Annotated in this window: 18 protein-coding genes; 8 read left to right on the forward strand and 10 right to left on the reverse strand. The window is 44.8% G+C overall.

The window, feature by feature from the left end:
* Window positions 1-9: 9 nt before the first annotated feature.
* The 3 genes from folP to rlmE form a co-directional block, all read right to left on the reverse strand.
* Window positions 10-840 carry a dihydropteroate synthase gene (gene folP, locus OH460_RS06825; protein WP_105057556.1) on the reverse strand — a complete coding sequence of 277 codons (831 nt, stop codon included), beginning with the start codon at window positions 838-840 and terminating at the stop codon, window positions 10-12.
* Window positions 841-928: 88 nt separating this feature from the next.
* A complete protein-coding gene (gene ftsH / locus OH460_RS06830) occupies window positions 929-2896 on the reverse strand; it encodes an ATP-dependent zinc metalloprotease FtsH (RefSeq protein ID WP_105057557.1) in 1968 nt (655 codons plus the stop codon).
* A 107-nt stretch (window positions 2897-3003) separates the two neighbouring features.
* Window positions 3004-3633 (reverse strand): 23S rRNA (uridine(2552)-2'-O)-methyltransferase RlmE, encoded by a 630-nt coding sequence (gene rlmE, locus OH460_RS06835; RefSeq protein WP_004738253.1) that lies wholly within the window; start codon window positions 3631-3633, stop codon window positions 3004-3006.
* Between the two features lie 114 nt (window positions 3634-3747).
* Here rlmE and yhbY point away from each other — a divergent pair, with 114 nt between their 5' ends.
* The gene (gene yhbY, locus OH460_RS06840) at window positions 3748-4044 is read left to right on the forward strand and encodes a ribosome assembly RNA-binding protein YhbY (protein WP_004738252.1); all 297 of its coding nucleotides are present in this window, start codon (window positions 3748-3750) and stop codon (window positions 4042-4044) included.
* A gap of 125 nt (window positions 4045-4169) precedes the next feature.
* Here the strand turns inward: yhbY and greA are convergent, their stop codons facing one another.
* Window positions 4170-4643, reverse strand: coding sequence for a transcription elongation factor GreA (gene greA / locus OH460_RS06845; protein ID WP_008222155.1), 474 nt, complete (start codon window positions 4641-4643; stop codon window positions 4170-4172).
* Window positions 4644-5156: 513 nt separating this feature from the next.
* On the opposite strand from greA, the gene OH460_RS06850 reads away from it, so the two are divergent.
* On the forward strand, window positions 5157-6191 hold the full coding sequence (locus tag OH460_RS06850) for a porin (RefSeq protein ID WP_019824353.1): 1035 nt from the start codon (window positions 5157-5159) through the stop codon (window positions 6189-6191).
* A gap of 111 nt (window positions 6192-6302) precedes the next feature.
* A complete protein-coding gene (gene dacB, locus OH460_RS06855) occupies window positions 6303-7736 on the forward strand; it encodes a serine-type D-Ala-D-Ala carboxypeptidase (protein WP_269996109.1) in 1434 nt (477 codons plus the stop codon).
* Window positions 7737-7844: 108 nt separating this feature from the next.
* Here the strand turns inward: dacB and OH460_RS06860 are convergent, their stop codons facing one another.
* Window positions 7845-8690 carry a magnesium transporter gene (locus OH460_RS06860; protein ID WP_061032502.1) on the reverse strand — a complete coding sequence of 282 codons (846 nt, stop codon included), beginning with the start codon at window positions 8688-8690 and terminating at the stop codon, window positions 7845-7847.
* A gap of 423 nt (window positions 8691-9113) precedes the next feature.
* A complete protein-coding gene (gene tyrS, locus OH460_RS06865) occupies window positions 9114-10301 on the reverse strand; it encodes a tyrosine--tRNA ligase (protein WP_269996112.1) in 1188 nt (395 codons plus the stop codon).
* A 129-nt stretch (window positions 10302-10430) separates the two neighbouring features.
* Here tyrS and OH460_RS06870 point away from each other — a divergent pair, with 129 nt between their 5' ends.
* Entirely contained in the window at window positions 10431-11720 is a 1290-nt protein-coding gene (locus tag OH460_RS06870; protein WP_269996114.1) for a peptidoglycan DD-metalloendopeptidase family protein, read from the forward strand.
* Between the two features lie 83 nt (window positions 11721-11803).
* Here the strand turns inward: OH460_RS06870 and OH460_RS06875 are convergent, their stop codons facing one another.
* The 3 genes from OH460_RS06875 to erpA all read right to left on the reverse strand — a co-directional run bounded on the left by OH460_RS06875 (window position 11804) and on the right by erpA (window position 16622).
* A complete protein-coding gene (locus OH460_RS06875) occupies window positions 11804-14896 on the reverse strand; it encodes an efflux RND transporter permease subunit (RefSeq protein ID WP_269996116.1) in 3093 nt (1030 codons plus the stop codon).
* Window positions 14897-14906: 10 nt separating this feature from the next.
* Window positions 14907-16031 (reverse strand): efflux RND transporter periplasmic adaptor subunit, encoded by a 1125-nt coding sequence (locus tag OH460_RS06880; RefSeq protein WP_269996118.1) that lies wholly within the window; start codon window positions 16029-16031, stop codon window positions 14907-14909.
* Window positions 16032-16280: 249 nt separating this feature from the next.
* On the reverse strand, window positions 16281-16622 hold the full coding sequence (erpA, locus tag OH460_RS06885; protein ID WP_004738231.1) for an iron-sulfur cluster insertion protein ErpA: 342 nt from the start codon (window positions 16620-16622) through the stop codon (window positions 16281-16283).
* 296 nt (window positions 16623-16918) lie between these two features.
* On the opposite strand from erpA, the gene hemL reads away from it, so the two are divergent.
* Complete coding sequence (gene hemL, locus OH460_RS06890) at window positions 16919-18214, forward strand: glutamate-1-semialdehyde 2,1-aminomutase (protein WP_269996121.1); 1296 nt, start codon at window positions 16919-16921, stop codon at window positions 18212-18214.
* Window positions 18215-18345: 131 nt separating this feature from the next.
* Here hemL and OH460_RS06895 read toward each other — a convergent pair whose 3' ends face one another.
* Window positions 18346-18471 carry a hypothetical protein gene (locus OH460_RS06895; protein WP_269996123.1) on the reverse strand — a complete coding sequence of 42 codons (126 nt, stop codon included), beginning with the start codon at window positions 18469-18471 and terminating at the stop codon, window positions 18346-18348.
* Window positions 18472-18547: 76 nt separating this feature from the next.
* On the opposite strand from OH460_RS06895, the gene OH460_RS06900 reads away from it, so the two are divergent.
* The 3 genes from OH460_RS06900 (at window position 18548) to OH460_RS06910 (ending at window position 24372) form a co-directional block, all read left to right on the forward strand.
* Window positions 18548-19633, forward strand: coding sequence for an AI-2E family transporter (locus OH460_RS06900; RefSeq protein ID WP_008222174.1), 1086 nt, complete (start codon window positions 18548-18550; stop codon window positions 19631-19633).
* Window positions 19634-19743: 110 nt separating this feature from the next.
* The gene (gene rsmC / locus OH460_RS06905) at window positions 19744-20766 is read left to right on the forward strand and encodes a 16S rRNA (guanine(1207)-N(2))-methyltransferase RsmC (RefSeq protein WP_269996126.1); all 1023 of its coding nucleotides are present in this window, start codon (window positions 19744-19746) and stop codon (window positions 20764-20766) included.
* A 216-nt stretch (window positions 20767-20982) separates the two neighbouring features.
* Window positions 20983-24372, forward strand: a complete 3390-nt coding sequence (locus tag OH460_RS06910; protein WP_269996128.1) for a response regulator — start codon at window positions 20983-20985, stop codon at window positions 24370-24372.

Below are 24372 nucleotides of genomic sequence, written 5' to 3' on the forward strand. Positions count from 1 at the left end.
TAATTATATTTAGTGATTGTTGTTCATCACTTCGATTATTTTCATCGCTTCCAGTGTCTCCTCGACATCATGAACGCGAATAATTTGTGCGCCTTTCATCGCGGCAATCGTCGCGCAAGTGACGCTTGCGACCATGCAGTCGGCCGGAACCTTGTCTAGCAATTTAAAGATCATCGATTTTCTCGACATCCCCGCTAAAACAGGTAAGCCTAACGAATGAAACTTTTCAAGATGCGCTAGTAGGTGATAATTGTGTTCGATGGTTTTCCCAAAGCCAAAGCCAGGATCAAGGATCAGCTGATCTTTTGAAATACCCACCGCCTCACACGCTTCTACCCTTTCTTGCAAGAATGCTTCTACATCCTGAAGAACATCATCATAACTTGGGTTAGCTTGCATGGTTCTCGGCTGACCTTTCATGTGCATCAGACAAATCGGAACATTAGCATCAGCGGCGACTTGTAATGCACCAGGCTCTTGCAAAGCGCGCACATCATTGATCAAATCAGCGCCCGCTTCAACAGCTTGGCGCATCACTTCCGCTTTACTGGTATCTATCGAGATCCACACATCAAACTTGGCACGAATGGCTTTAATAGCAGGAATGACACGGGCAAGCTCCTCTTCTAACGAAACATCAGGAGCGCCAGGTCGAGTTGACTCACCACCAATATCGATAATGCTAACGCCCGCTTGAACCATGCGTTCAGCTTGCTGTAAGGCATTATCAAGCGAGTTAAATTTCCCACCGTCAGAGAAAGAGTCAGGGGTGACATTGAGGATACCCATCACATGTGGGCGATCTAACACGAGAGTTTTATTATTTGCTTTTAATATCATGGAAGGCCGATCTTAAAGGGAAAAACACCATAGGCTATAAACAGAAAAACCCTGAGCGTACTCAGGGTTTTAATTGATAGTTTAGCGATTAAGAATCTTTGTTTTGAGCATCATCTGATTCAGATTTAACTTCTTCAACTTTTGACTCTTCAGCTTTAGGTTCCGCTTTAGCTTCTTCTGCCTTAGCTTCAGGTTTTGCTTCTTCCTTTGTAGGTTCAGCTTTTACCTGATCACCCCAACCAGCTGGATCACGAATCTCTTGCTTACGCTCCATCAAGTCATCAATTTGACCTGCATCGATCGTTTCGAACTTCATTAGAGCGTCTTTCATCGAATGCATGATATCCATGTTATCTTCAAGAATCTTCTTAGCTCTATCGTAGTTACGGTCGATAAGGATACGAATCTCTTCATCGATAAGCTTAGTCGTGTCATCAGAAACGTGCTTAGCTTGGCTCATGCCGCGACCTAGGAAAACTTCGCCTTCTTCTTCTGCGTAAAGAAGAGGACCCAATTTCTCAGAGAAGCCCCACTGCGTAACCATCTTACGAGCAATATCAGTTGCACGTTCGATATCGTTAGACGCACCAGTTGACACTTTGTCTTTACCGTAAATAAGTTCTTCAGCAAGACGACCACCGTACAGGCTAGAAATCATAGACTCTAGATGTTGGCGAGACATGCTCACACGATCTTGCTCTGGCAAGTACATGGTTACACCAAGCGCACGACCACGTGGAATGATTGATACCTTGTATACAGGATCGTGCTCTGGCACCAAACGACCAACAATTGCGTGACCGGCTTCGTGGTAAGCCGTTGACTCTTTCACTTCCTCAGACATCACCATTGAACGGCGCTCAGCACCCATCATGATTTTATCTTTAGCCAGTTCAAACTCAACCATTGAGACATTGCGCTTGTTACCACGAGCTGCAAATAGCGCCGCTTCATTCACAAGGTTTGCAAGGTCTGCACCAGAGAAACCTGGAGTACCACGAGCAATCAGAGATGGTTCAACATCGCCAGATAGTGGAACTTTACGCATGTGTACTTTAAGAATCTGTTCACGACCACGTACGTCTGGTAGACCAACTACAACCTGACGGTCAAAACGACCAGGACGAAGTAGTGCTGGGTCTAGTACGTCTGGACGGTTAGTCGCAGCGATAACAATAATACCTTCATTGCCCTCGAAACCATCCATCTCAACCAGCATTTGGTTCAATGTTTGTTCACGCTCATCGTGACCACCACCAACACCAGCGCCACGTTGACGACCTACCGCATCAATCTCATCGATAAAGATGATACAAGGTGCCGCTTTCTTCGCTTGTTCGAACATGTCACGCACACGAGATGCACCAACACCTACAAACATTTCAACGAAGTCAGAACCAGAAATAGTAAAGAACGGTACTTTCGCTTCACCAGCAATCGCTTTTGCAAGCAATGTCTTACCAGTACCTGGAGGACCAACTAACAGGATACCTGTAGGGATCTTACCACCCAGTTTTTGGAAACGACTTGGGTCGCGAAGATAGTCAACCAACTCTTTCACGTCTTCTTTTGCTTCGTCACAACCAGCAACATCCGCAAACAACGTTTTGATTTGTTCTTCGCTCATCATTCGAGCTTTGCTCTTACCGAAAGACATCGCGCCTTTACCGCCGCCGCCGCCTTGCATTTGACGCATGAAGAAAATCCATACACCAATCAGTAAGATCATAGGGAACCATGAGATGAAGATAGTGCCAAGTAGGCTCTGCTCTTCAGGTGGTGTGCCCTGAACTTTTACGTTTTGATTAATTAAGTCATCAAGTAGCTTTTGATCGTAAACAGGCATGTAAGTTACATACTTAGCACCACCGCCACGACGTGTGAAAGTGATTTCGCTGTTATTGAACTGTGCGTCTTGAATCTGGCCTTGGCCAACTTCCTGTACAAACGTGGTGTAATCTACTGCTCTGCCGTTACTTTCCCCAGGGCCGAAGCTCTGGAATACCGACATCAACACTACTGCGATAACAAGCCACAGAATTAAATTTTTTGCCATGTCACTCAAGGTGTCAGCCTCTCGATAACTAATTGTAATTAAAGGTAGGGTACTACAGTTTGTAACCTGTAGCCATATTGTTAACTCTCACTCTTGGAAGAGAATCGTTAACCTTTGTAACCAGTGGCTACGATAAACACTTCACGAGAACGAGCTCGAGAAGAGTCGGGTTTTCTGACTTTCACCGTTTTAAACATCTCACGGACATCTTTAACGTATTGATCAAACCCTTCGCCTTGGAATACTTTTACAACAAAACTACCATCGGTAGCTAGAACTTGTCGACACATATCCAAAGCTAATTCAACTAAATACATAGCTCTAGGCTGATCTACAGAGTTGTTGCCGGCGATATTAGGTGCCATATCGGACATCACGACATCAACCATGTTTGGTTGTATACGTTCCAATAAGGCTTCAAGAACAGCGTCTTCACGAAAATCGCCTTGTAAAAAGCTAACGCCAGCAATTGGATCCATTGGTAACAAGTCACACGCAATGATTTGTCCGTTGTCTCCAACAATCTTAGCAGCATATTGAGACCAACCACCAGGCGCTGCACCTAAATCCACAACGGTCATCCCTGGAGACAGCAATTTATCTTTCGTTTGAATCTCTTCCATTTTGAAATAAGCACGTGAGCGATAGCCTTTCTTTCTTGCTTCGTTTGCGTACTTGTCGTCGAAGTGTTCCTTCAACCAACGGCCTGAACTGGCCGAGTGTTTCTGTTTGCTCATTGGATACCTAAAGTGGAGGAAAGTACTAATTGCCGAATAAATTATAGTCTTCAGCATTAGATGGCGTTAAAATAGGTTTTTTCAACCCTAATAGTAAAGAAAATTGGCCGCGTAATGAACCTAAGTACCAAACAAAAGCAGCATCTAAAGGGCCTAGCTCACAGTTTAAAACCTGTAGTGCTAATGGGCGCAAATGGACTTACTGAAGCTGTTCTAGCGGAAATCGAATTAGCTCTAGACCACCACGAACTGATCAAAATTAAAGTTGCATCAGAAGACCGTGAAACTAAGCAGCTGATTATCGATGCAATTGTACGTGAAACTAAAGCTGAGAAAGTACAGACTATCGGTAAAGTTCTAGTACTGTTCCGTCAGTCAGAAGCACGTAAAATCGAGATTCCACGTAAATAAGCGAGCTTAATATAAGCTAACTTCACTAAGAGAAAGCCAGTGCGCTTATCTTTTAGTGTAGCGTGAGAAACGAAAAAGGTCGCATTTAGCGACCTTTTTACTTATCAGAAACAAAGAAAATTCAATTAGATATATTCTACTTTGTCAATTTCGTAATCTTTATCACCGCCAGGAGTCGAAATCATCACTTCGTCGCCTTCCATCTTGCCGATAAGACCACGAGCAATTGGTGACTTCACTGAGATACGGCCAGTTTTGATATCGGCTTCGTCTTCAGAAACGATTTGGTAACGGTACTCTTCGTCTGTATCAACATCAATCAGAGTGACTGTTGTACCAAAGATAATCTTACCCGTGTTTTCCATTTGGGTTACATCGATGATCTGAGCTAGAGATAGCTTGTATTCGATATCACGGATTTGAGCTTCACAGATACCTTGCTCTTCACGAGCGGCGTGGTATTCAGCATTCTCTTTTAAGTCACCTAGTTCACGAGCTTCACCAATAGCTGCTGAGATAACAGGGCGTAGCTTAAGTAGGCGATCTAATTCATCACGTAGCTGCTGAGCGCCACGTACTGTCATTGGAACCTTTTCCATTTTTTACCTCTATGCCAAAACTTTCTTTGGCGAACATAAATACACCCAACGTATTTATTGGGTAGTAGAAACAAAACGATTTGGCTTAGTGTAAACAAACTTTATGGCTAAATCATCTTTATTCCACTTTGCGTTATAAAAGCTGTATCTAGGTCTAAATTACAGACATCACAAAAATGAATAATAACGACCTAATCAATAAGACGACAAATAAATACCTAAAAAAACAAAAAACAAACAAAATAAACGCAGATCACACTTTTATAAAAGACATTTTAAAACAACAACTTAAACAACAACAAATATAATAAAACAGTGTTCATTTTTTAGTTTTATATCATTTTACTAACTAACTATGGAACTTTAGAGGTAAAAAGTAACCCATGGATTGCACTGGCATTTTTCAGACTTCTGTTCTAATCATGGTTATGAAGCCTGATTAATACAGGCAATACACAAAAGGGTTCAAATCCTTGATAAAACTTCTATGGACAGTAATTAGGAAATAATAACATGAACAAGACTATGATCGCGCTTGCTGTATCTGCTGCAGCTCTTGCTACTAACGCAGTAGCAGCGGACGGTAAACAAGCTGGTGGTATCGACGGCACTTCTGTATACAGCTCTAACGGCACTTCTCTAGAGATCGGTGGTCGTGCTGAAGCTCGTCTATCTCTAAAAGACGGCAAAGCTGAAGACAAAACACGTGTACGTCTTAACTTCCTAGGTAAAGTTGAAATCCAAGACGGCCTATACGGTGTTGGTTTCTACGAAGGTGAATTCACAACTGCTGAAAACGGCGGCTCTACTGATAACAACGACGGTGACATTACTAACCGTTACACTTACGCTGGTATCGGCGGTAACTTCGGTGAAGTTACTTACGGTAAAAACGACGGTGCACTAGGTGTAATCACAGACTTTACCGATATCATGTCTTACCACGGTAACTCTGCGGCAATGAAAATTGCTGTAGCAGATCGTTCTGACAACATGGTTTCATACAAAGGTCAATTCCAAGACCTAGGCGTTAAAGCAAGCTACCGTTTTGCTGACCGTTCAGAAACTGGTGGCGAATTCGTTGACAACAACGCAGACGGCTACTCTCTATCTGGTATCTACGCTATCGGCGATTCTGGCTTTAAGCTAGGTGCTGGTTACGCTGACCAAGACGAGCAAAACGAGTACATGCTAGCGGCATCTTTCCGTACTGACGCTCTATACTTTGCTGGTACATTCACAGACGGTGAGCTAGCGAAGAAGAACGGTGACTACACTGGTTACGAATTTGCAACAGCATACACGCTAGAAAAAACTGCATTCACGCTAACGTACAACAACGCAGAAACTGACGGTGAAACTTCAGCTGACAACGTTGCAATCGATGCGACTTACTACTTCAAGCCTAACTTCCGTACGTACATCTCGTACAACTTCAACCTAATTTCTGAAGGTGACAAGCTAGGTTCTGTTGGTCTTGTTAACGGTCCTGCATCTAAAGCAGACGCTGAAGACGAGCTAGCTCTAGGTCTACGTTACGACTTCTAATTCTGATTGACTAATGATTCATTAGTTAATTGAGAATCAAAACGCCCGCTCTCTAGCGGGCGTTTTTTATATCTGTATACTGAAAACACCAGCCATCCAAGACAATCTTCTATGCGCCTTCTATCCACACTACTGCTATGTAGTTTTTCCATTAGCGCTTTATCTGTTAACGCTTCCGCATACGCCCCTCTAGATACACTGCCCGATGGTAGTAGTACGAGTTTGATCATCAAATCGTTAAGCAATGATTCAAGCGAGCTTAATACCAATAGCGATGACTTTTATCCACCAGCCAGCACCTTAAAACTGGTGACGGCTTTAGCGGCCAAGCTAGAGTTAGGAGATGACTTTCATTACACGACTAGCATTCTTCGTTCTGGCAATGATTCAATCATTTCATTTAGCGGTGATCCAACTCTGCAGCGTGAACAGCTAAAAAGCCTGTTAGCTCAGTACGCTAAGTCGCAATCCAGAACCATCAAAGGCAACTTATACCTCGATAACACGGCTTATACAGGCTATCAACGAGCGGTAGGCTGGCCTTGGGACATTCTAGGCGTTTGTTACAGCGCGCCTTCTAGTGCGATGACCTTAGACAGCAACTGTGCACAAGCCTCTATTTATACAAAAGATAACGGCAGCACTCGCGTCTATATTCCAGCCCATTATCCGATAGACGTGACAACCAATGCAGCCACAGTGACGCGTTCAGGACAAAAAGCCACCCAGTGCGACTTAGAGCTCATCACAACGCCAAACAACTCGTACACGCTCTCTGGCTGCTTAGTGGAACGTAAGAAGCCACTACCACTAAAGTTCGCTATTCAAAATCCTGAGCTTTACACCTCTCAAGTGGTGAACTCACTACTTAAAGAGCTGAAAATACAAGTAAAGGGTGATGTACTCATTGGAGCTAAAGAAGGCACAAACAAAGCGACATTAGTGGCTAGCCATCACTCAGCGAAACTTCCAGAACTGCTCGATACCATGCTAAAAAAATCCGATAACCTGATCGCAGACAACCTAACCAAAACCTTGGGAGCAAAGTTTTATGTGCAATCGGGGAGTTTCAATAACGGCACTGAAGCAATAAAACAGATACTGCTGACCAAAGCGAATATCGACCTCAGCAAAGCGCAGCTCGTTGATGGTTCTGGGTTATCTAGAAACAACCGAATGAGATCGCAGACCATGGCTAAAGTGCTTCGTTATATCTGGGAAAACGACTCACAGCTCAACCTAATCAATGCCATGCCAATATCAGGTATGAATGGAACGCTTAAGTACCGACAAAGCATGAGGAAAGCGCCGATTCAAAGCAATATCATAGCGAAGAGTGGTTCTTTGTACGGAACCTACAATATGGCGGGATATGGTTTGGATGAGTCTGGGAAGCCAAGCTCGCTATTCGTACAATTTGTTCGTGACTACTTCCCAGAAGAGCAAGACCCAGACAAACCAGTAGAAGCACCGATTACGCAGTTTGAACGTGCTTTTTATAAAGATGTGATTGAATACAGTCAAACACAGAGCCAGTCCAAATAGCGAGCCGTTTGTTGTAAGCGGTTTATGACGCAATAAAAATGGCGCTGAAGATCTTAGATCTTTAGCGCCATTTTTTATTTTCGAAGTGCTGTTACTATTTAATAAGCGCTAGGCGATGCCTAAAAACGCATTCACGACCGTGAAATAGATCCACATCCCCGAGATGTCTACTATTGATGCTAATACCGGGCTCACTAGCACTGCAGGGTCCAACTTGAACAAACGAGCCACGATAGGCAACCCGCCGCCAAGAACCGTCGATATTGTCACCTGAATAAACAGAGCGACAGCGATAGCAAAGGCAATCATGTTAATGTCGTAACCACCAGTAGACTGGTTTTCACTGAACAGCAAGATACGTCCAATCATTACCGCGGCAATCGCCAGTGCTAAGCAAATAGCCACTCTAAACTCTTTCCATAGAACATTGGCCCACTGACGTTTTTTCAATTCACCAGTGGCTAAGGCTCTAATCACCAGAGTAGCGGCTTGTGTTCCCGTGTTACCTCCCGCTGCAGCGATAACTGGCATATAGATAGCTAGCAGTACCAGTTGGCTAAGGATATCTTCGTACTGAGCGATGATAAGACCAGAAACGATGCCTAGCAGTGCCAGCGCAATAATCCAACCGATACGCTGTCTAACATGGCTTAATACACCTGTAGAAAGGTACCCCTGTTGAGGCTCAACCTCTGAATAGATTAGCCCTAGTTGGTGAGCTAGATGTCGCGAACGCTTTTCAAAGCCTTGCTCCTCTAACTCACTAAGTAGAGCTTGAATCGTACTTAGAGAACATTGCCCTAATACAAGTACTGCATCTTCAAGCGGCATACAGTTGAGAAGCCTAACTTGCTGCTCACGTCCGTATTGCTGAAATGCATTCGATACTGCTTGGATGTCTTGCTCTGAGTACAGAGCTTCAATAGATAAAAAAGTGTTGTTCATTACCGTCATGGCGAATCTCCCGATTGGCAAAGGTAACGACCATCAAAACAAGTAGCCTACAGTGAGTACTTCACAAACATAAAGCGGTGTACACCAAGAGCGTATAACTCGATACATAAAGCATATAACTGAGCGCACCAAGAGCTTAAAGCACTGATGTGTCTACTTGTTAGAATCTAGAGTGTGGAAAAGAATGAAGGGAAAACAAAGATACCCTACCTGAACGGCAGGACAATAGATCAATACCGAGACAGGTTATTCTTCTCCATTCAAACTAGGAGGATGGTCGGTATTGTTCATAAAAATCTCCAAAATTACTGTCAGTTCGACAGCGCGCATAGTGTAGCAATGCTGTTAAAAAGACTTCGTCAATTCTCTGTCAATAAAAAAGGCATCCGTAGATGCCTTTTATTAAATCATTGATGTACGTTATTACTTGATAGTAATACGAGCAAACTTACGCTTACCTACTTGGTAAACAGCTGTACCAGCTTCTGGTACCAGTTTGTTGTCTTCAACTTTCTCGCCTTCGATCTTAGCAGCACCCTGCTTGATCATACGCATCGCATCAGAAGTCGAGTTTACTAGGCCCGCTTCTTTTAGAACGTTAGCAATTGGTAGACCCGCTTCGAATTCGAACTCAGGCATATCATCTGGCACTTGGTTTTTAGCAAAGCGGTTAACGAACTCTTGCTCTGCAGCATCAGCATCCGCTTCACTGTGGAAACGAGCAATGATCTCTTTAGCCAAAAGTACTTTCACGTCACGTGGGTTTTTACCCGCTTCAACACCAGCTTTCAGCTCTGCCACTTCTTCAAGTGGACGGAAAGAAAGTAGCTCGTAGTAGCTCCACATTAGAGCGTCAGAGATAGACATGATCTTACCAAACATTTCGCTTGGTGCTTCGCTAATACCGATGTAGTTGTGTGCAGACTTAGACATCTTCTTAACGCCGTCTAGACCAACAAGTAGCGGCATCATCAGTACCGCTTGTGGTTTTTGACCTGCTGCTTTTTGCAGTTCACGGCCCATTAGCAGGTTAAACTTCTGGTCAGTACCGCCAAGCTCAACATCGCTCTCTAGTGCAACAGAGTCGTGACCTTGTAGAAGTGGGTACATGAATTCGTGGATAGCGATTGGTTGACCACCAGCGTAACGCTTTTTAAAGTCATCACGCTCAAGCATACGAGCAACCGTTTGGTTAGAAGCAAGACGAATCATACCTTCTGCGCCAAGGTCAGATAGCCACTCAGAGTTGAAACGAATTTGTGTTTTCGCAGGATCTAGAATTTTGAATACTTGCTCTTTGTAAGTTTCAGCATTCTTTAATACGTCTTCGCGGCTTAGCGGTGGACGTGTTGAGTTTTTACCTGATGGGTCACCAACCATTGCAGTGAAATCACCAATCAGGAATGTCACTTCATGACCAAGCTCTTGGAAAGCACGAAGCTTGTTAAAGATAACCGTATGGCCTAGGTGAATATCTGGAGCCGTTGGATCGGCACCCAGTTTAATGCGTAAAGGACGACCTTCTTTTAATTTAGCAATCAGCTCGTCTTCTGGAATTAGTTCTTCTACGCCACGTTTGATCTCGGCTAGTGCAGCTTCAATACTCGCCATTCTTGTTCACTCCCACAGATTTGGCAAAAATATAATAGTTAGACATCTTACTTGAATAGCGATGTATTTTGAAACCAGTTACACTATTCCGTCGCCGATTTTCATAATATTTACAGAACGAACCGGAACATGTTGTCTATTTTTGCACGCCTTCCTATATTGCACCGGGCTTTTATCGCATTTTTTAGTGCCATAATTTTCATAGCGATTTTCTTACTTCCCGACGTCAACAGCTTGCGCGACGATACGGGCGCACTTGTTGTAGGAAAACATTACCCTTTGAGCATCGATGCTTCTGCGCTAGTAAGCTCGAATGACGCGCCACCAACGGCTGTACTTAACTGGGAAAAATACACGGTTCGCTCTGGCGAAAGCACTTCTGTTTTATTTGAACGTATTGGTCTCTCATACCGCTTGTTACTCAACCTTCTCAATACCAATCAAGACATCAAAAAGCAGCTCTCGAACCTAAGACCTGGTGACGTATTGCAATTCGGCTTTGATGAAAACAACGACCTTATTCAGCTCAAACGCCAACTAAGCGCGTTTGAAAGCTTCAAAATCACCAAATCTGGCGATTCATTCACTTCAAGTTTTGATAAAAAAGAAGTGGCTTACCAATACAACTATGCCGAAGCCAATATTACCTCTAACTTCTGGAATGCAGGCGTCAGTGCAGGCTTAACCGCCAACCAAATCATGGAGCTTGCGGGTATCTTTGGTTGGGATATCGACTTTGCATTGGATATTCGTAAGAACGACAGCTTTAAAATTTTATACCAAGAGAAAGTGGTTGAAGGTGAAGTGATAGGCCGAGGCAAGATCATGGCTGCTATTTTTACCAACCAAGGCGATTCATTTACTGCGGTATTAGACGATAAAAGCGGTAACTACTACGACGAAAACGGCCGAGCGATGAAGAAAGCCTTCCTGCGCTCTCCTATCGATTTTCGTCGTGTAACCTCGAACTTCAACCCACGCCGAAAACACCCAGTAACCGGTAAGGTTCGTGCTCACCGAGGCACCGACTATGCAGCCCCAGTTGGCACACCTATCTGGGCCGCCGGTGATGGTATCGTGCAGAAATCTGGCTATAACCAGTTCAACGGTAACTACGTGTTCATCCGACACAGCAACACTTACATCACTAAGTACCTGCACATGAAGAAACGCATGGTGAAAACAGGGCAACGTGTTAAGCAAGGTCAAACTATTGGCACTCTGGGCGGCACAGGCCGTGTAACAGGCCCACACTTGCACTACGAGTTCTTAGTTAATGGCGTTCACAAGAATGCGCGTACCGTGAAGTTACCTCAATCTAAGTCTCTAACGGGTAAGGCAAAAGCAACCTTTATTGCAAACTCTGAGATTCGATTGAAGAACCTTGAGCGATACGGTCAGTTACTAGCGACTAACTAGGCGTTTGTAGCTTCACAGCAAAATAGAAAATACAAAGAGCGCCCATCAAGGCGCTCTTTTTTATGCTCGCGTAACACTCCTATCTAGTGTTTTTCGGATTTGTTGTTACGTCCGAGCATCAACATGCAAGGAGTCAGCACCAAGGTCAGCACAGTGGCAAACGCCAAACCACCAGCTATAGCAGTAGCAAGCTGTGACCACCATTGGGTGCTCGGTGCACCGAATTCTATCTTTTGATTAATCAGATCGATGTTCATCTCTAACACCATCGGCATTAAACCTAAGATAGTCGTAACCGTCGTGAGCATTACCGGCCTTAAACGCTGAACACCCGTTCTCAGAATCGCATCTCGCTTATCTAAGCCTCTTTTGATGAGCTGGTTATAAGTATCAATCAACACGATGTTGTTGTTCACCACTATACCAGCTAACGCTATGACTCCAATCCCCGACATCACAATGCCAAACGGGCGTTGGAAGATCAGTAGACCGACGAATACGCCAACCGTAGAGAACAAGACTGCACTTAGAATTAAGAAGGCTTGATAGAAGCTGTTGAACTGAGTGATAAGAATCAAAGCCATCACCGCTAGTGCTACTAAGAATGCACTTTGCAAAAAGGCTGACGAGTTCTCTTGCTCTTCATTTTGACCACGAATACGAAAATCTACGCTATCTGGAAACCCTAGCTCACTTAACGCCTGCTCGATCTTTGGCAGTTCTAAAGCAAGGTTATATCCTTCTTCCATATCTGCCATGATGTTGACGACTCGCTTACCATCAAGGCGTTTGATGGTGTCTTGCTTGTGGTCTGGAACGATCTGAGCAAAATTGGTTATCGGAACCAGGCCTGCTGGCGTTTTGACTCTTAGCTGGTCGAAGCGTCCGATATCCCTTTTATCATTCGGATAACGCACCAAGATATCGACTTCTTCTGCTGAGTCATCAGGAAGATAATCACCAATTTTTAAGCCATTCGTTACAAATTGAACGGTATTACCCACCAAGGTGGCATCAGCTGCAAAACGCGCGGCATCGTCACGGCGGATATCCACCTTCCAGTCTATGCCATCTTTACTCGCGGTATCACTGATATTGGTCAGTGCTTGATTACCATCCGCCCAGCTTCTTACAATCTTTGCTGCCTGATTAAGCTGCTCGGGAGTTTTAGCCGACAGCTCGATCACCAAGTCATTTTCAACTGGCGGACCAGCGTCTGGGAACTTATATTCGATCTCAACCCCAGCGTATTGATCGGTTTGCTCCTTAAGTTCTTCGATGATCGCTTTAACGCTGCGGCGGTATTGCCAATCGACCGGTGTAATCGAGATCAAACCAATCTGATCATCGCCCCCCGTTCGCGTGTAAACCGTATCGAACTCGTCATGATTTAACATCACCTGTTCAATATCGCGCATGATCTCATCTTTTTCTTGAATAGAAAGATCACCATGCGAGCGCACTTTAACGTTAAAGAATGGCGGATCAACCTCAGGGAAGAACTCGGCTCCTAGACCTGCTTTGGAGTAAGTAAAGCCTACCGCAACCGCGAGTAGTATCGCGCTAAAGAGAATTTTAAATGGATGCTTAATCGCTAAAGAAAGTGTGTGGTAATACGCCTTGGTTAAGCCTGTCGCTTGAGAAAAATCGCCGTTGTGCAGGGCGACCATTCGAGCTTGGTTCTGAGGGGATACGTATTGAGGCTTACCAATCAAGCCACCTAATACAGGCACGAACAGCAGTGCCATAATCAATGAAGCTGTTAAAGTCGCGATCAGAGTTAGCGGTAAAAACTTCATGAATTCACCCGTCACATCCGGCCAGAACAGCAACGGAGCAAACACTGCTAAAGTGGTGGCCGTTGACGCTGTAATAGGCCACGCCATCCGCTTAGCGGCATCTCGGTAGGCATCTTTGCGCCCTTCTCCCTCTTGCATCCGTCGGTCTGCAAATTCAGTCACCACAATCGCGCCGTCGACCAACATCCCCACCGCCATAATCAAAGAGAACAGCACTACAATGTTAACGGTTAACCCAAATACTGAGAGAACCAATAACCCCGTGAGGAATGAGCCAGGAATTGAGATGCCGACTAACAAAGCAGTACGCACGCCAAGAATCGCGATGATTACGATCACCACCAGAATGATGGCGGATAAGATGTTGTTTTGAAGATCATTGAGCATGATCTTCACATCTTTCGATTCATCCCAAGTGTATTTAACCAATAGATTGTTTGGCCACTCAGCTTGCTGCTGAGCCCCAGCCATTACCGCTTTCACCAGCTCTACGGTTTCAATGATGTTCTCACCCGCTCGCTTCTTGATATCCAAGACCACCGCAGATTTCCCATCTAAACGCGCAAAGCTCTCTGGATCTCTAAATGCTCGACGAACTGTGGCTACATCACCAAAAGTAACGACCTGTTTGCCATCCACTTTGATAGGTAACTCAAGCACATCCTTTAAGGAGTTAAACACCGAAGGGACTTTGACCGAGAAACGACCGTAGCCCGTATCGACAAAACCTGCGGCAACTACTCGATTATTCAATGCGATCAGGTTATAGATATCCGCTTGGTCTAGGCTGTAACTTTCCATAAGCAGAGGATCTACGATAATTTCAACGATATCTTCTCTGTCACCGGCAATATCGACCTCTAATATTTGGCGATAACTCTCTAATTTATCTCCTAGCTCTCGGGCAATTTGTACAATAGTACGTTCAGGAACGGTGCCGAATAACACCACAGATAGCACAGGCTGCTCAGAGGCGAGCGTGACCTCATTAACCGTCGGCTCATCACTGTCTTCTGGTAGTTTTGGCTTGGCAAGATCAACGGCGTCACGCACATCAGCCATCGCTTTGGTAAGGTCAACTCCGACATTAAACTCCAACACCACAGAAGCATGCCCTTCTGCGGCGGTTGAATTCATCTCTTTTACGCCTTCAATGGATCTAAGCTCTTGTTCTATAGGTCGAACTAACAAACGCTCGGCATCGGTGGGCGAAATCCCTTGATGCCCAACAGAAACGTAGATAATCGGGATGGTAATATCGGGACTCGACTCCTTAGGTATCGTGAGATAGGTAATCACACCTGCAACCAAGATAAGTGCCAACAGAGAAAGCATGGTGCGAGCACGAGACAAAGCTGCATCAATAATTGAATACATCAGTTATCTCCTACTCAGCCGCTACATTTGACAGTTCAGCACCTTGCTCAACCGCAATCACCGAATCACCATCACGTACAAAGCCTTGTCCGACCGTAATAATATCGACCTGTTGACCTAAGCCCGTGAGCCAAACTCCATCTTGCTCCGCCTTCACTAGCTGTATACCGACAAACTTAACGCTTGGCGCATCATCAACTGACACCAGAGTTTTAACTCCTAGGTTACCCGCTTCGTCTAATGCCAACATCGCAGGAGTCACCTTGATAGCATCTCTTGTTTCTAGATTGAGTTTTACTTCAGCACTGACACCAGCTGGCAGTAAGCCATCAGAGTTATCGATTTCAATTTCGATTGGGAAGGTATTAGTAGAAGCTGAAGAGATTCGAGACACATAACGTAATCGCCCTTCGACTTCCTCTCTGCCAAGTAGACGAACCAATGCATCTTGATTGGCTAACAGGTGCTGAATATGACGCTCACTGACATCCGCTTTAATCACCAGAGGGTCAAGGTCAATCACACCAGCAACGGGGTCGCCAACGCCAACAAAATCACCGAGCTCAACCATTAAGTCTTGAACCACACCCGAGAAAGGCGAAGTAATCACAGTATTCTTTAAAGCCAACTCCGCATTACGCATCATAGCCTTCGCTTCTGTTAAGGATGCCTCAGCAGTCGTGTAGGCGATTTCACCTTGCAGCCCTCTTTTCTTCAGTGACTGCGCCGCTTTAAATTCTTTCTGCTTTAGACGATACAGAGCCGATGCTCGTTCTAACTGTATTTCCAAGTCGCCTTTATCGATCTGAGCAATGGCTTGGCCTGCTTTAACGCTATCCCCCTTGGCAACATTCAACCTAACGACCTTACCGGCGACTTCTGCGCCTAGGCGTGCGTGTCGGTCTGGTGCTGTTCGACCGTATAAATCAATGGTTCTAAACGTGGGTGATGAGGTAAATGTTTGGTAGGAAACCTTTGCCAATGGAATCTCGGTCGCTTTTTTCTCAGGCGACTCTTCAGCTTGTCCCACTCCTAAACCCAGCCAGATTGAAAGCAACATCACTAAAATCAAAGAAACTAACCATGGCTGCTTAAGTTTCTGAAAAAGTGGCGAGTTAGAAAATAGAGTGGGCATAGCAAATCCTTTTCTGGCGCATTAGGTGCATTAATTGACGCAACAGCGTCATAAGAGACGCACTGATACAAATAAGTAATATTAACAGGACAGGAGAAATAAAGTTGAGGACGTTATCGACAGTTTAAAAAATATGCCATGTACTAAAGGAAGTAAAAATGAAGGGGATAAAAAACAAAAACGCCGAACATAAGTCCGGCGTTTACGGTGTTTCGAATATAGCTTTCAGAGAAAGCTTTTTATTTATTGCTATACGCTAAATGATGCGCCACAACCACATGTTGTTGTTGCATTAGGGTTGTTTACGAAGAAACGTGCACCCTCTAGACCTTCTGTATAATCAACCACACCACCCATTAGGTATTGTAGGCTCATTGGGTCAACAACCAGTGTTACACCGCTGTTTACAATCGTAGTGTCGCCATCATTTACTTTTTCATCGAATGTGAAGCCGTATTGGAAACCACTACAACCACCACCTGTAATGTATACACGCAGTTTTAGTTCTGGGTTTTCTTCTTCAGCAATCAGCGTTTGTACGCGGGTAGCTGCTGCATCAGAAAAAGACAATGGGATATTTGCTTCGCTCACGACAACCTCTCTTACCTGTGTCAAAAACAACATGATACAAATCTAATTCGAGACCATAGTTGTTGAGTATTTTCTTATATTCTGCTGATTATCCAATACCTGACTGAAACGTTCAAGTATTCACCACCTGATCGCCGTTTTTCCTGCTAAAAACTCATCAAATAAAAACAAAATGAATGTGCAACCACACAAAACAATCAGATTCGGGCGATTATATCAGCGAAACCATTCCTAGTTGGATTATGGATAGGTACAATGCCTGCCAATTGGTCCGACAGTCAAAAGAGGATATATCAATGACCAAATCAGCAGAGCTGTACGAAAAAGCACAGCAAACTATTCCTGGTGGCGTAAACTCTCCAGTTCGTGCATTCAATGGCGTAGGTGGTTCTCCAATCTTCGTTGAACGCGCTGATGGCCCACTTATTTTTGATGCTGATGGTAAAGCATATATCGATTACGTTGGCTCTTGGGGTCCAATGATCCTTGGTCACAACCACGCTGTTATCCGTGATGCAGTAATTGAAGCGGCTCAACGTGGTCTTAGCTTCGGTGCCCCAACTGAAACTGAAATCAAAATGGCTGAGCTTGTGTCTGAGATGGTTCCTTCAATGGAACAGCTACGTATGGTTAGCTCAGGTACTGAAGCAACGATGAGCGCGATTCGCCTTGCTCGTGGCTTTACTGGTCGTGACAAAATTCTTAAATTTGAAGGCTGCTACCATGGCCACGCAGACAGCCTACTTGTAAAAGCAGGTTCTGGCGCTTTGACTCTAGGTCAGCCAAGCTCTCCAGGCGTACCAGCAGACTTCGCTAAGCACACACTAACGGCGACATTCAACAACCTAGACTCTGTACGTGAGCTGTTTGAAGCAAACAAAGGTGAGATCGCTTGTATCATAGTTGAACCTGTAGCGGGCAACATGAACTGTATTCCACCAGTAGAAGGCTTCCACGAAGGTCTACGTGAGATCTGTGACCAAGAAGGCGCGCTACTGATCTTTGATGAAGTAATGACAGGTTTCCGTGTGGCTGAAGGCTGTGCGCAGGCTTACTACAACATCAAGCCAGACCTAACGTGTCTAGGTAAAGTTATCGGTGGCGGTATGCCAGTCGGTGCTTTTGGTGGTCGTAAAGACGTGATGCAATACATCGCACCAACGGGTCCAGTTTACCAAGCGGGTACTCTTTCTGGTAACCCAGTAGCAATGGCTGCAGGCTATGCATGTCTGAACCTTCTACGTGAAGAAGGCAACGAGAAGCGTCTAGCATCAAAAACTAAGCAGCTAGCGAATGGCTTCAAGCAACTTGCTGACAAGCACGGCATTCCAATGCTGGTTCACCAAGTTGGTGGCATGTTTGGTTTCTTCTTCACTGAGCAAGAGGCTGTAACTTGCTACGAAGATGTAACTAAGTGTGATGTAGAACGCTTCAAGCGCTTCTTCCACCTAATGCTAGATCACGGTGTATACCTTGCACCCTCAGCATTCGAAGCAAGCTTCACATCGCTTGCTCACGGTTCAAAAGAGATTGATGCGACACTAGAAGCCGCTGACCGCTCTCTTGCGATTATTGCTGCAGAAAGCAAATAATCATAAGCGCTGATAAGTCGCTAACTGATTGAATTTAGGGCTGCATTAACGCAGCCCTTTTTAATGGATGGCACTCAGCTTTTTTAAGGGAACCTCCCTTTCACATCCGTCATCCAATGTCGGCAAAGCGCTTAACGTTCCCAGAACAAGAAAACCAACAGCATCAGCGTACCAAGGAACATTCTGAACCAAGGGATCTCTTTTTTCGTTTGCTGCTCTTCATCTTGGTATTTCTTATCTTTATTACAGCATCCCATAATCAAAACTCCTCATTGCTAACTCTCTGTTTTGCAGCCATTATAAACTCAGAACGCAAATATAGAGACCATTACCGTGTCAGAAAAAATTAAAATCAATTCCAGTCACTGGGTAATCATCATTGCGCTGCTCGCTGCGGCTTATGCTTGTTACTTACTTATAGAACCATACGTTAACTCTATCGTGATGGCCTTCATCATTTCACTATTGATGTTTCCGATCCATGAGTGGCTTGAAAAGAAGATCCCAAATAAAGCAAACCTAGTCTCATTGCTTTCGTGTGTGATTCTAACCTTTATTATCGTTATCCCTCTATTGGCGGTGTTTGCAGCGATCGTGCAACAAGGCTCTCTATTTTCTCAAAACACCTATCAATGGGTAACCCATGGCGGTATTCAAACCCTGTTTGAGCACCCTATCGTGGTTAAAGCGCTGTCGTTCGTAAATAACTACCTGCCTTTCGATAACATTGAACCGAAAGCTATCGCACAAAAAGTTGGCGAGTTCGCGACGAGCTTTGGCTCTAAGCTTGTCGGCATTAGTGCGAAGATCCTTGGTGATGCAACCAACTTCTTGATGGACTTCTTCTTGATGCTGTTCGTCCTGTTCTTCCTACTTAGAGATCATGACAAAATCATCAGTGTGGTTCGCCACATTCTTCCTCTGTCTCGCAGCCAAGAAGACAAACTTCTCGCTGAGATTGAGCAAGTATCAAAATCAGCAGTGATGGGCTCATTCCTAACTGCAATCGCACAAGGTATTGCTGGTGGTTTCGGTATGTGGATTGCTGGCTTCCCAGGCCTGTTCTGGGGCACTATGATGGGCTTTGCATCTTTCATCCCGGTAGTCGGTACTGCGCTAATCTGGATCCCGGCGGCGGCTTATTTGTTCTTAACCGGTGACACAACTTGGGCCATCTTCCTAACGGTATACTGCGTCGCAATTGTTGGCTCGATAGATAACCTACTTCGTCCACTGTTGATGCAAGGCAGTGCAGGTATGAACACACTAATGATCTTCTTCTCGCTACTGGGTGGTATCCAACTATTCGGACTGATTGGTCTTATCTACGGCCCGTTGATTTTTGCGATTACCATTGTTCTATTTAACATCTACGATGAAGAGTTTAAGGACTTTTTAAATCAGCAAGACAAGAGTTAAACCGCTCTTCAATCACTTACTTGCCAAACGAGTATTAAACACTTCAAGCTTTGGGCGGATTATGCGAAAATCCGCCCTCATTTTTTGCTAACGATTCAATAGAGTGTCCTATGTCAGCTTATATTGCCCCAAGCCAGATTGCTGAGCGCCAACTTGCCTACTTTGAAGGTAAACATGTTTTAGTTGCCGGTGAGGCTGAAGACTTATTCCCTGTTGAGTTAGCAAAACACTGTGAATCAGTCTCTGTATTTACTTCAAACTACAGCTACTACCGTCAGCTTGAAGGCTACAGCACGATCCAACGTTTTTACGGCGCTGAGTTTACCGAAGAGACCAAAGCTGACTTAGTGATGTTGTACTGGCCAAAAGCAAAAGCTGAAGCTGAATTTTTGCTGGCAATGCTGTTTGCCAAACTAGGCAAGGACACTGAGATTGTTGTGGTTGGTGAGAACCGCTCTGGCGTGAAAAGCGTTGAGAAGATGTTTGTCGCTTACGGTAAGGTCGTAAAATACGATTCAGCGCGTCGTTGCTCTTTCTACTGGGGTCAATGCTTTGAGCAGCCAGCCGCTTTTAACCTGCAAGACTGGTTTAAAACCTACACGGTGAACATTGGTGAGCAGTCACTTACCGTAAAAAGCCTGCCAGGTGTATTTAGCCATGGTGAATTTGATGTCGGTAGCCAGCTTCTGCTAGATACATTACCAACGTTGAAGGGCAAAGTATTGGACTTCGGTTGCGGTGCCGGCGTACTCGGTGCAGTAATGGCCTCTCGCAATCCTGATATTGAACTTGAGATGTGCGACATCAGTGCGTTTGCAGTAGCGTCTAGCCAAGCAACTTTGGAAGCGAACGGCTTAACGGGCAAAGTTTTCGCTTCTGATGTCTATTCAGATACGGCGCAAGACTATCAATTCATTATCAGCAACCCACCATTCCACTCGGGCTTGGATACGAGCTACAGTGCAACAGAAACCCTTCTGGCACAGGCTCCACAGTATTTAAACCGTTCTGGTGAGCTGATCATTGTTGCCAACAGCTTCCTAAAATACATCCCAATTATTGAGCAAGCATTTGGAAAATGCGCGACTCTAAATAAGACCACCAAATTCGCGATCTACCACGCAAACAAGTAGCCTCTCTAGCACAGCGCAGGGTCATTATCTGCGCTGTCTGTTCATATTTTTGTCAAAAGTCTATAAAAGTGAGCTTTTGCACACGCTTTAAATACCACTTACTTGTCAAAGTAAAAAAACTCGTTAATTTCGTTAAATTGGAAACCATTAATTCTATTCTCTGTACTTGTTTTCGCCCCTTTTAGCAGTACATCAAAGGAAAGTAGTACCCAATTTATGTTTAGATTTTATCGTAAGCAGAAGTTTAAGCGCCTTCAAAACACCCTAATGCTGGCATTTCTTGTCCTTAGTATTACCCCAGTGACACTTATCGCGATATTTTTCCTTCAATCGCACAGTCAGGATCTTCAGGAACAAAGCACTTCGCACCTTGTTTCTGTTCGTGATACTAAGCAACAACAGATTGTCGACTACCTACAGGCTCAAGAATCCCAAGTCATGGGCTTTGTTCGCTCAGAACTAGCCAATGCCAGTGGCGGACGCTTCTATGGCTTAATCAATGCCTTCCAACGCCTAGGCTTGGATATTGACGAAGCTCGCAGCAATGCTCAGCAACGTTATATCCAAGGTTCTGGTGATCAGATCAAAACATCCATTCTTCCAGAATCGAGCAGCTATATTGGTAGTGAACGTTATCGCCTACTGCATAAGCGCTATCATAACGCCTATCTAGAGCTACTTAAACGCTCCGATTTTGACGATATTTTATTGGTTGATATCAACGGTAACGTTGCTTACTCCGTCTTCAAAAATGACGATTACGGCACTAACTTGCTGACTGGTAAGTACAAGGACTCAAACCTAGGTGTTACTTTCAAGCGCCTAGCTAAAGACGTCACAGACCGACGCAAGTCAAATGAAGATTACACGCCAGTTATTGTCTCTGACTTTAAGGACGAGAACGGTAAACAGACGGCATGGTTAGGTGCACCTATCGTACAGCAAGGTTACTTACACAGTTACGCGATGTTTAGACTACCAATCAACGGCATCACAAAGCTGATCGCCGATCTAAACAAGAGTTCTAACATTCAGACTCTGCTCGTTGGTAGTGACCACTTACCTCGTAGCCTTGCTCACTCGCAAGAATCTATCAATCTAAGTCTAGATGTGGTGGACAAAGCACTGGCAGGCGAAACCGCTGTTGGCACATTCGATAACACCCAGAATCAAGCCATCATCGCAGCTTATACACCTATTGAACTCAAGTACGCCACTTGGGCTTTGATCGTTGAGCTTCCAGAAAAAGAAGCCTTCGCACGTATTCACCAGCTTGAAAAGATCTTCGTTATCGTGATGCTCACAGCCATCATTTTGGTGGTGGTTGCATCGCACTATTTATCAAACTTCATCACCTCACCGCTGCTTAAACTGACATGGGCAGCTGAGAAAGTCTCTGCTGGCGATCTTGATGAAACTATGATCAATACCGAGCGCAAAGACGAAATCGGTCGCTTAGCGGTTAGCTTTGAGCGAATGCAGCGCTCGATTCGTGACAAGATGCAGCTGATCAAGAGTCAAAATGATGAACTTGAGGATAACCTTAAGACCATCCAGAAACAAAATGATGAGTTACAGCTAGCCAACAAACTCAAAGATGAATTCTTAGCAACCACCTCACACGAGTTGAGAACACCTCTGCACGGTATGGTTGGTATTGCTGAAGCACTGATATCAGGTGCAAATGGCCCTATTCCGGCTAACCAGAAATATCAGCTGGATATCATCATCAACAGTGGTCAGCGACTAGCAACCTTGGTTGATGACCTGCTTGATTATCACAAGATGCGTTACGGCAGTTTGGATATTAAGAAATCTGCTGTTGATCTTTCTGCTGCCACTAGCTTGGTACTTGAGCTATCTCACCACCTATTGGGTAATAAACCGATTCGTATCATTAACCAAGTACCAAGCGATTTAGGGCTAGTCTCGTCTGATCCTCAACGCCTTGAGCAGGTAATGTATAACTTGGTCGGCAACGCCATCAAATACACATCAGAAGGTAAAATCGTTATCTCTGCGAGCGTAATCGACGACAACATTCGTGTGCAAGTGGTCGATACTGGCCAAGGCATACCAGCAGAGTATCTTGAACATATCTTCGAGCCTCTCATTCAAGCAGGCCAAGACGCCAGTAACTATCGCCAAGGTGCAGGCCTTGGCTTATCGATCAGTCGCCAGTTAATTGAATTAATGGGTGGTTCGCTATACGTAAGTAGCCAGCCAATGCTAGGTACTACGTTCAGCTTTACTCTGCCTCTGGCGACAGAAGAAGAACTTAAAAACTACAACGAATCAGGTAGCTACTCACACTTCAAAGCGCCTGACTTGATTGATAACACACAGCAAGAAAACAGCGTCATCAATGAGAACCCTGATGGTCCACTGCTGGTTATCGCCGATGATGAACCCGTTAACCTTCGTGTACTAGACAGCTTCTTGAAACTAGAAGGCTATCGAGTACGTACAGCCTGCGATGGCCCTGAAACCATCGAGTTGATTGAAAAAGAGAAGCCCGAGCTATTACTGCTAGACATCATGATGCCGGGCATGAGCGGCTATCAAGTGTGTGAAACATTGCGTAAGCAATATGACCATGCACAATTACCAATCATAATGCTGACCGCCCTCAACCAAGCAGAAGACCGTGTACGCGGCTTCGAAGCTGGCGCTAATGACTATTTGTCTAAGCCATTCAACAAACAAGAACTAGCAGCTCGAATCACAGCGCACCTCTCAGCAAGTAAAGCTGAGCAGAGACGCCTTGAGAACGACCAACTACAACTCGAACTCAAGCACAGAGCGATGGTTGAAGCTAACTTACTAGAAACTCAAGGTCGCTTACTCGAGCAGCTGGAATCAGCGCCAGAGGCCATCATCTGTATTCGTGATGACCAACGTATTCGCTTTGCCAACGAAGCCGCTGCCAAGCTATTTAGACGTGGCCAAGAGCAACTCAAGCGCTCAATGGCCGACGAAATCATCGCGCCTAAATACCTTAAGGTGGAACAAGCACACTACTGTGGCGATATCGACATCTATGTAGATGACACTCGTCAGCGCATACCGAGTGACATCCTCAAGTTACCTGAAGGCTCTGGACTCGACACCATGTACATCTTCAATGTTGGCGGTGGTATTAACTCAAACCGTATCAATAACCTTGAGACGGCTGTTGAAGCGCTTTCTAGCTATGCCTTTGAAGGTGATAAGGACAAACTTCAACAGTTGAAAGAGCTCGGTGGTGAGTTTACTCGTCTTGCTGATAAAGCCACTGGAGAAGGTAAAAACAAACAAGAGTTAATGCGTGAAGTCTTAGTCGACGCGATGACCAACGCCATCCTTTACTGGGAATCAGTTACCGGAGAAACCAAGTTTGCGTTCGCAGAAAAGAGTGGCTTATGGCGCGTTTATCTAGACAGAAGCACACTACAAACGCGAACGTTAGACAAATATCTACGTGTAGAAACACTGCCTAAAACGCCTCGCTGGCGAACCGTTCTAAGCTCTATCGAGTTCATTCTCGAACACTGTAAAGAACAGACACCGGAAAGAACGCACATTGAGATGCTCAGAGACAAACTACAGAAATTACTGACCAGTTAA

The sequence above is a fragment of the Vibrio sp. Makdt genome, from assembly GCF_027587015.1.
In the GTDB taxonomy this organism is placed as follows: Bacteria; Pseudomonadota; Gammaproteobacteria; order Enterobacterales; family Vibrionaceae; genus Vibrio; species Vibrio chagasii_B.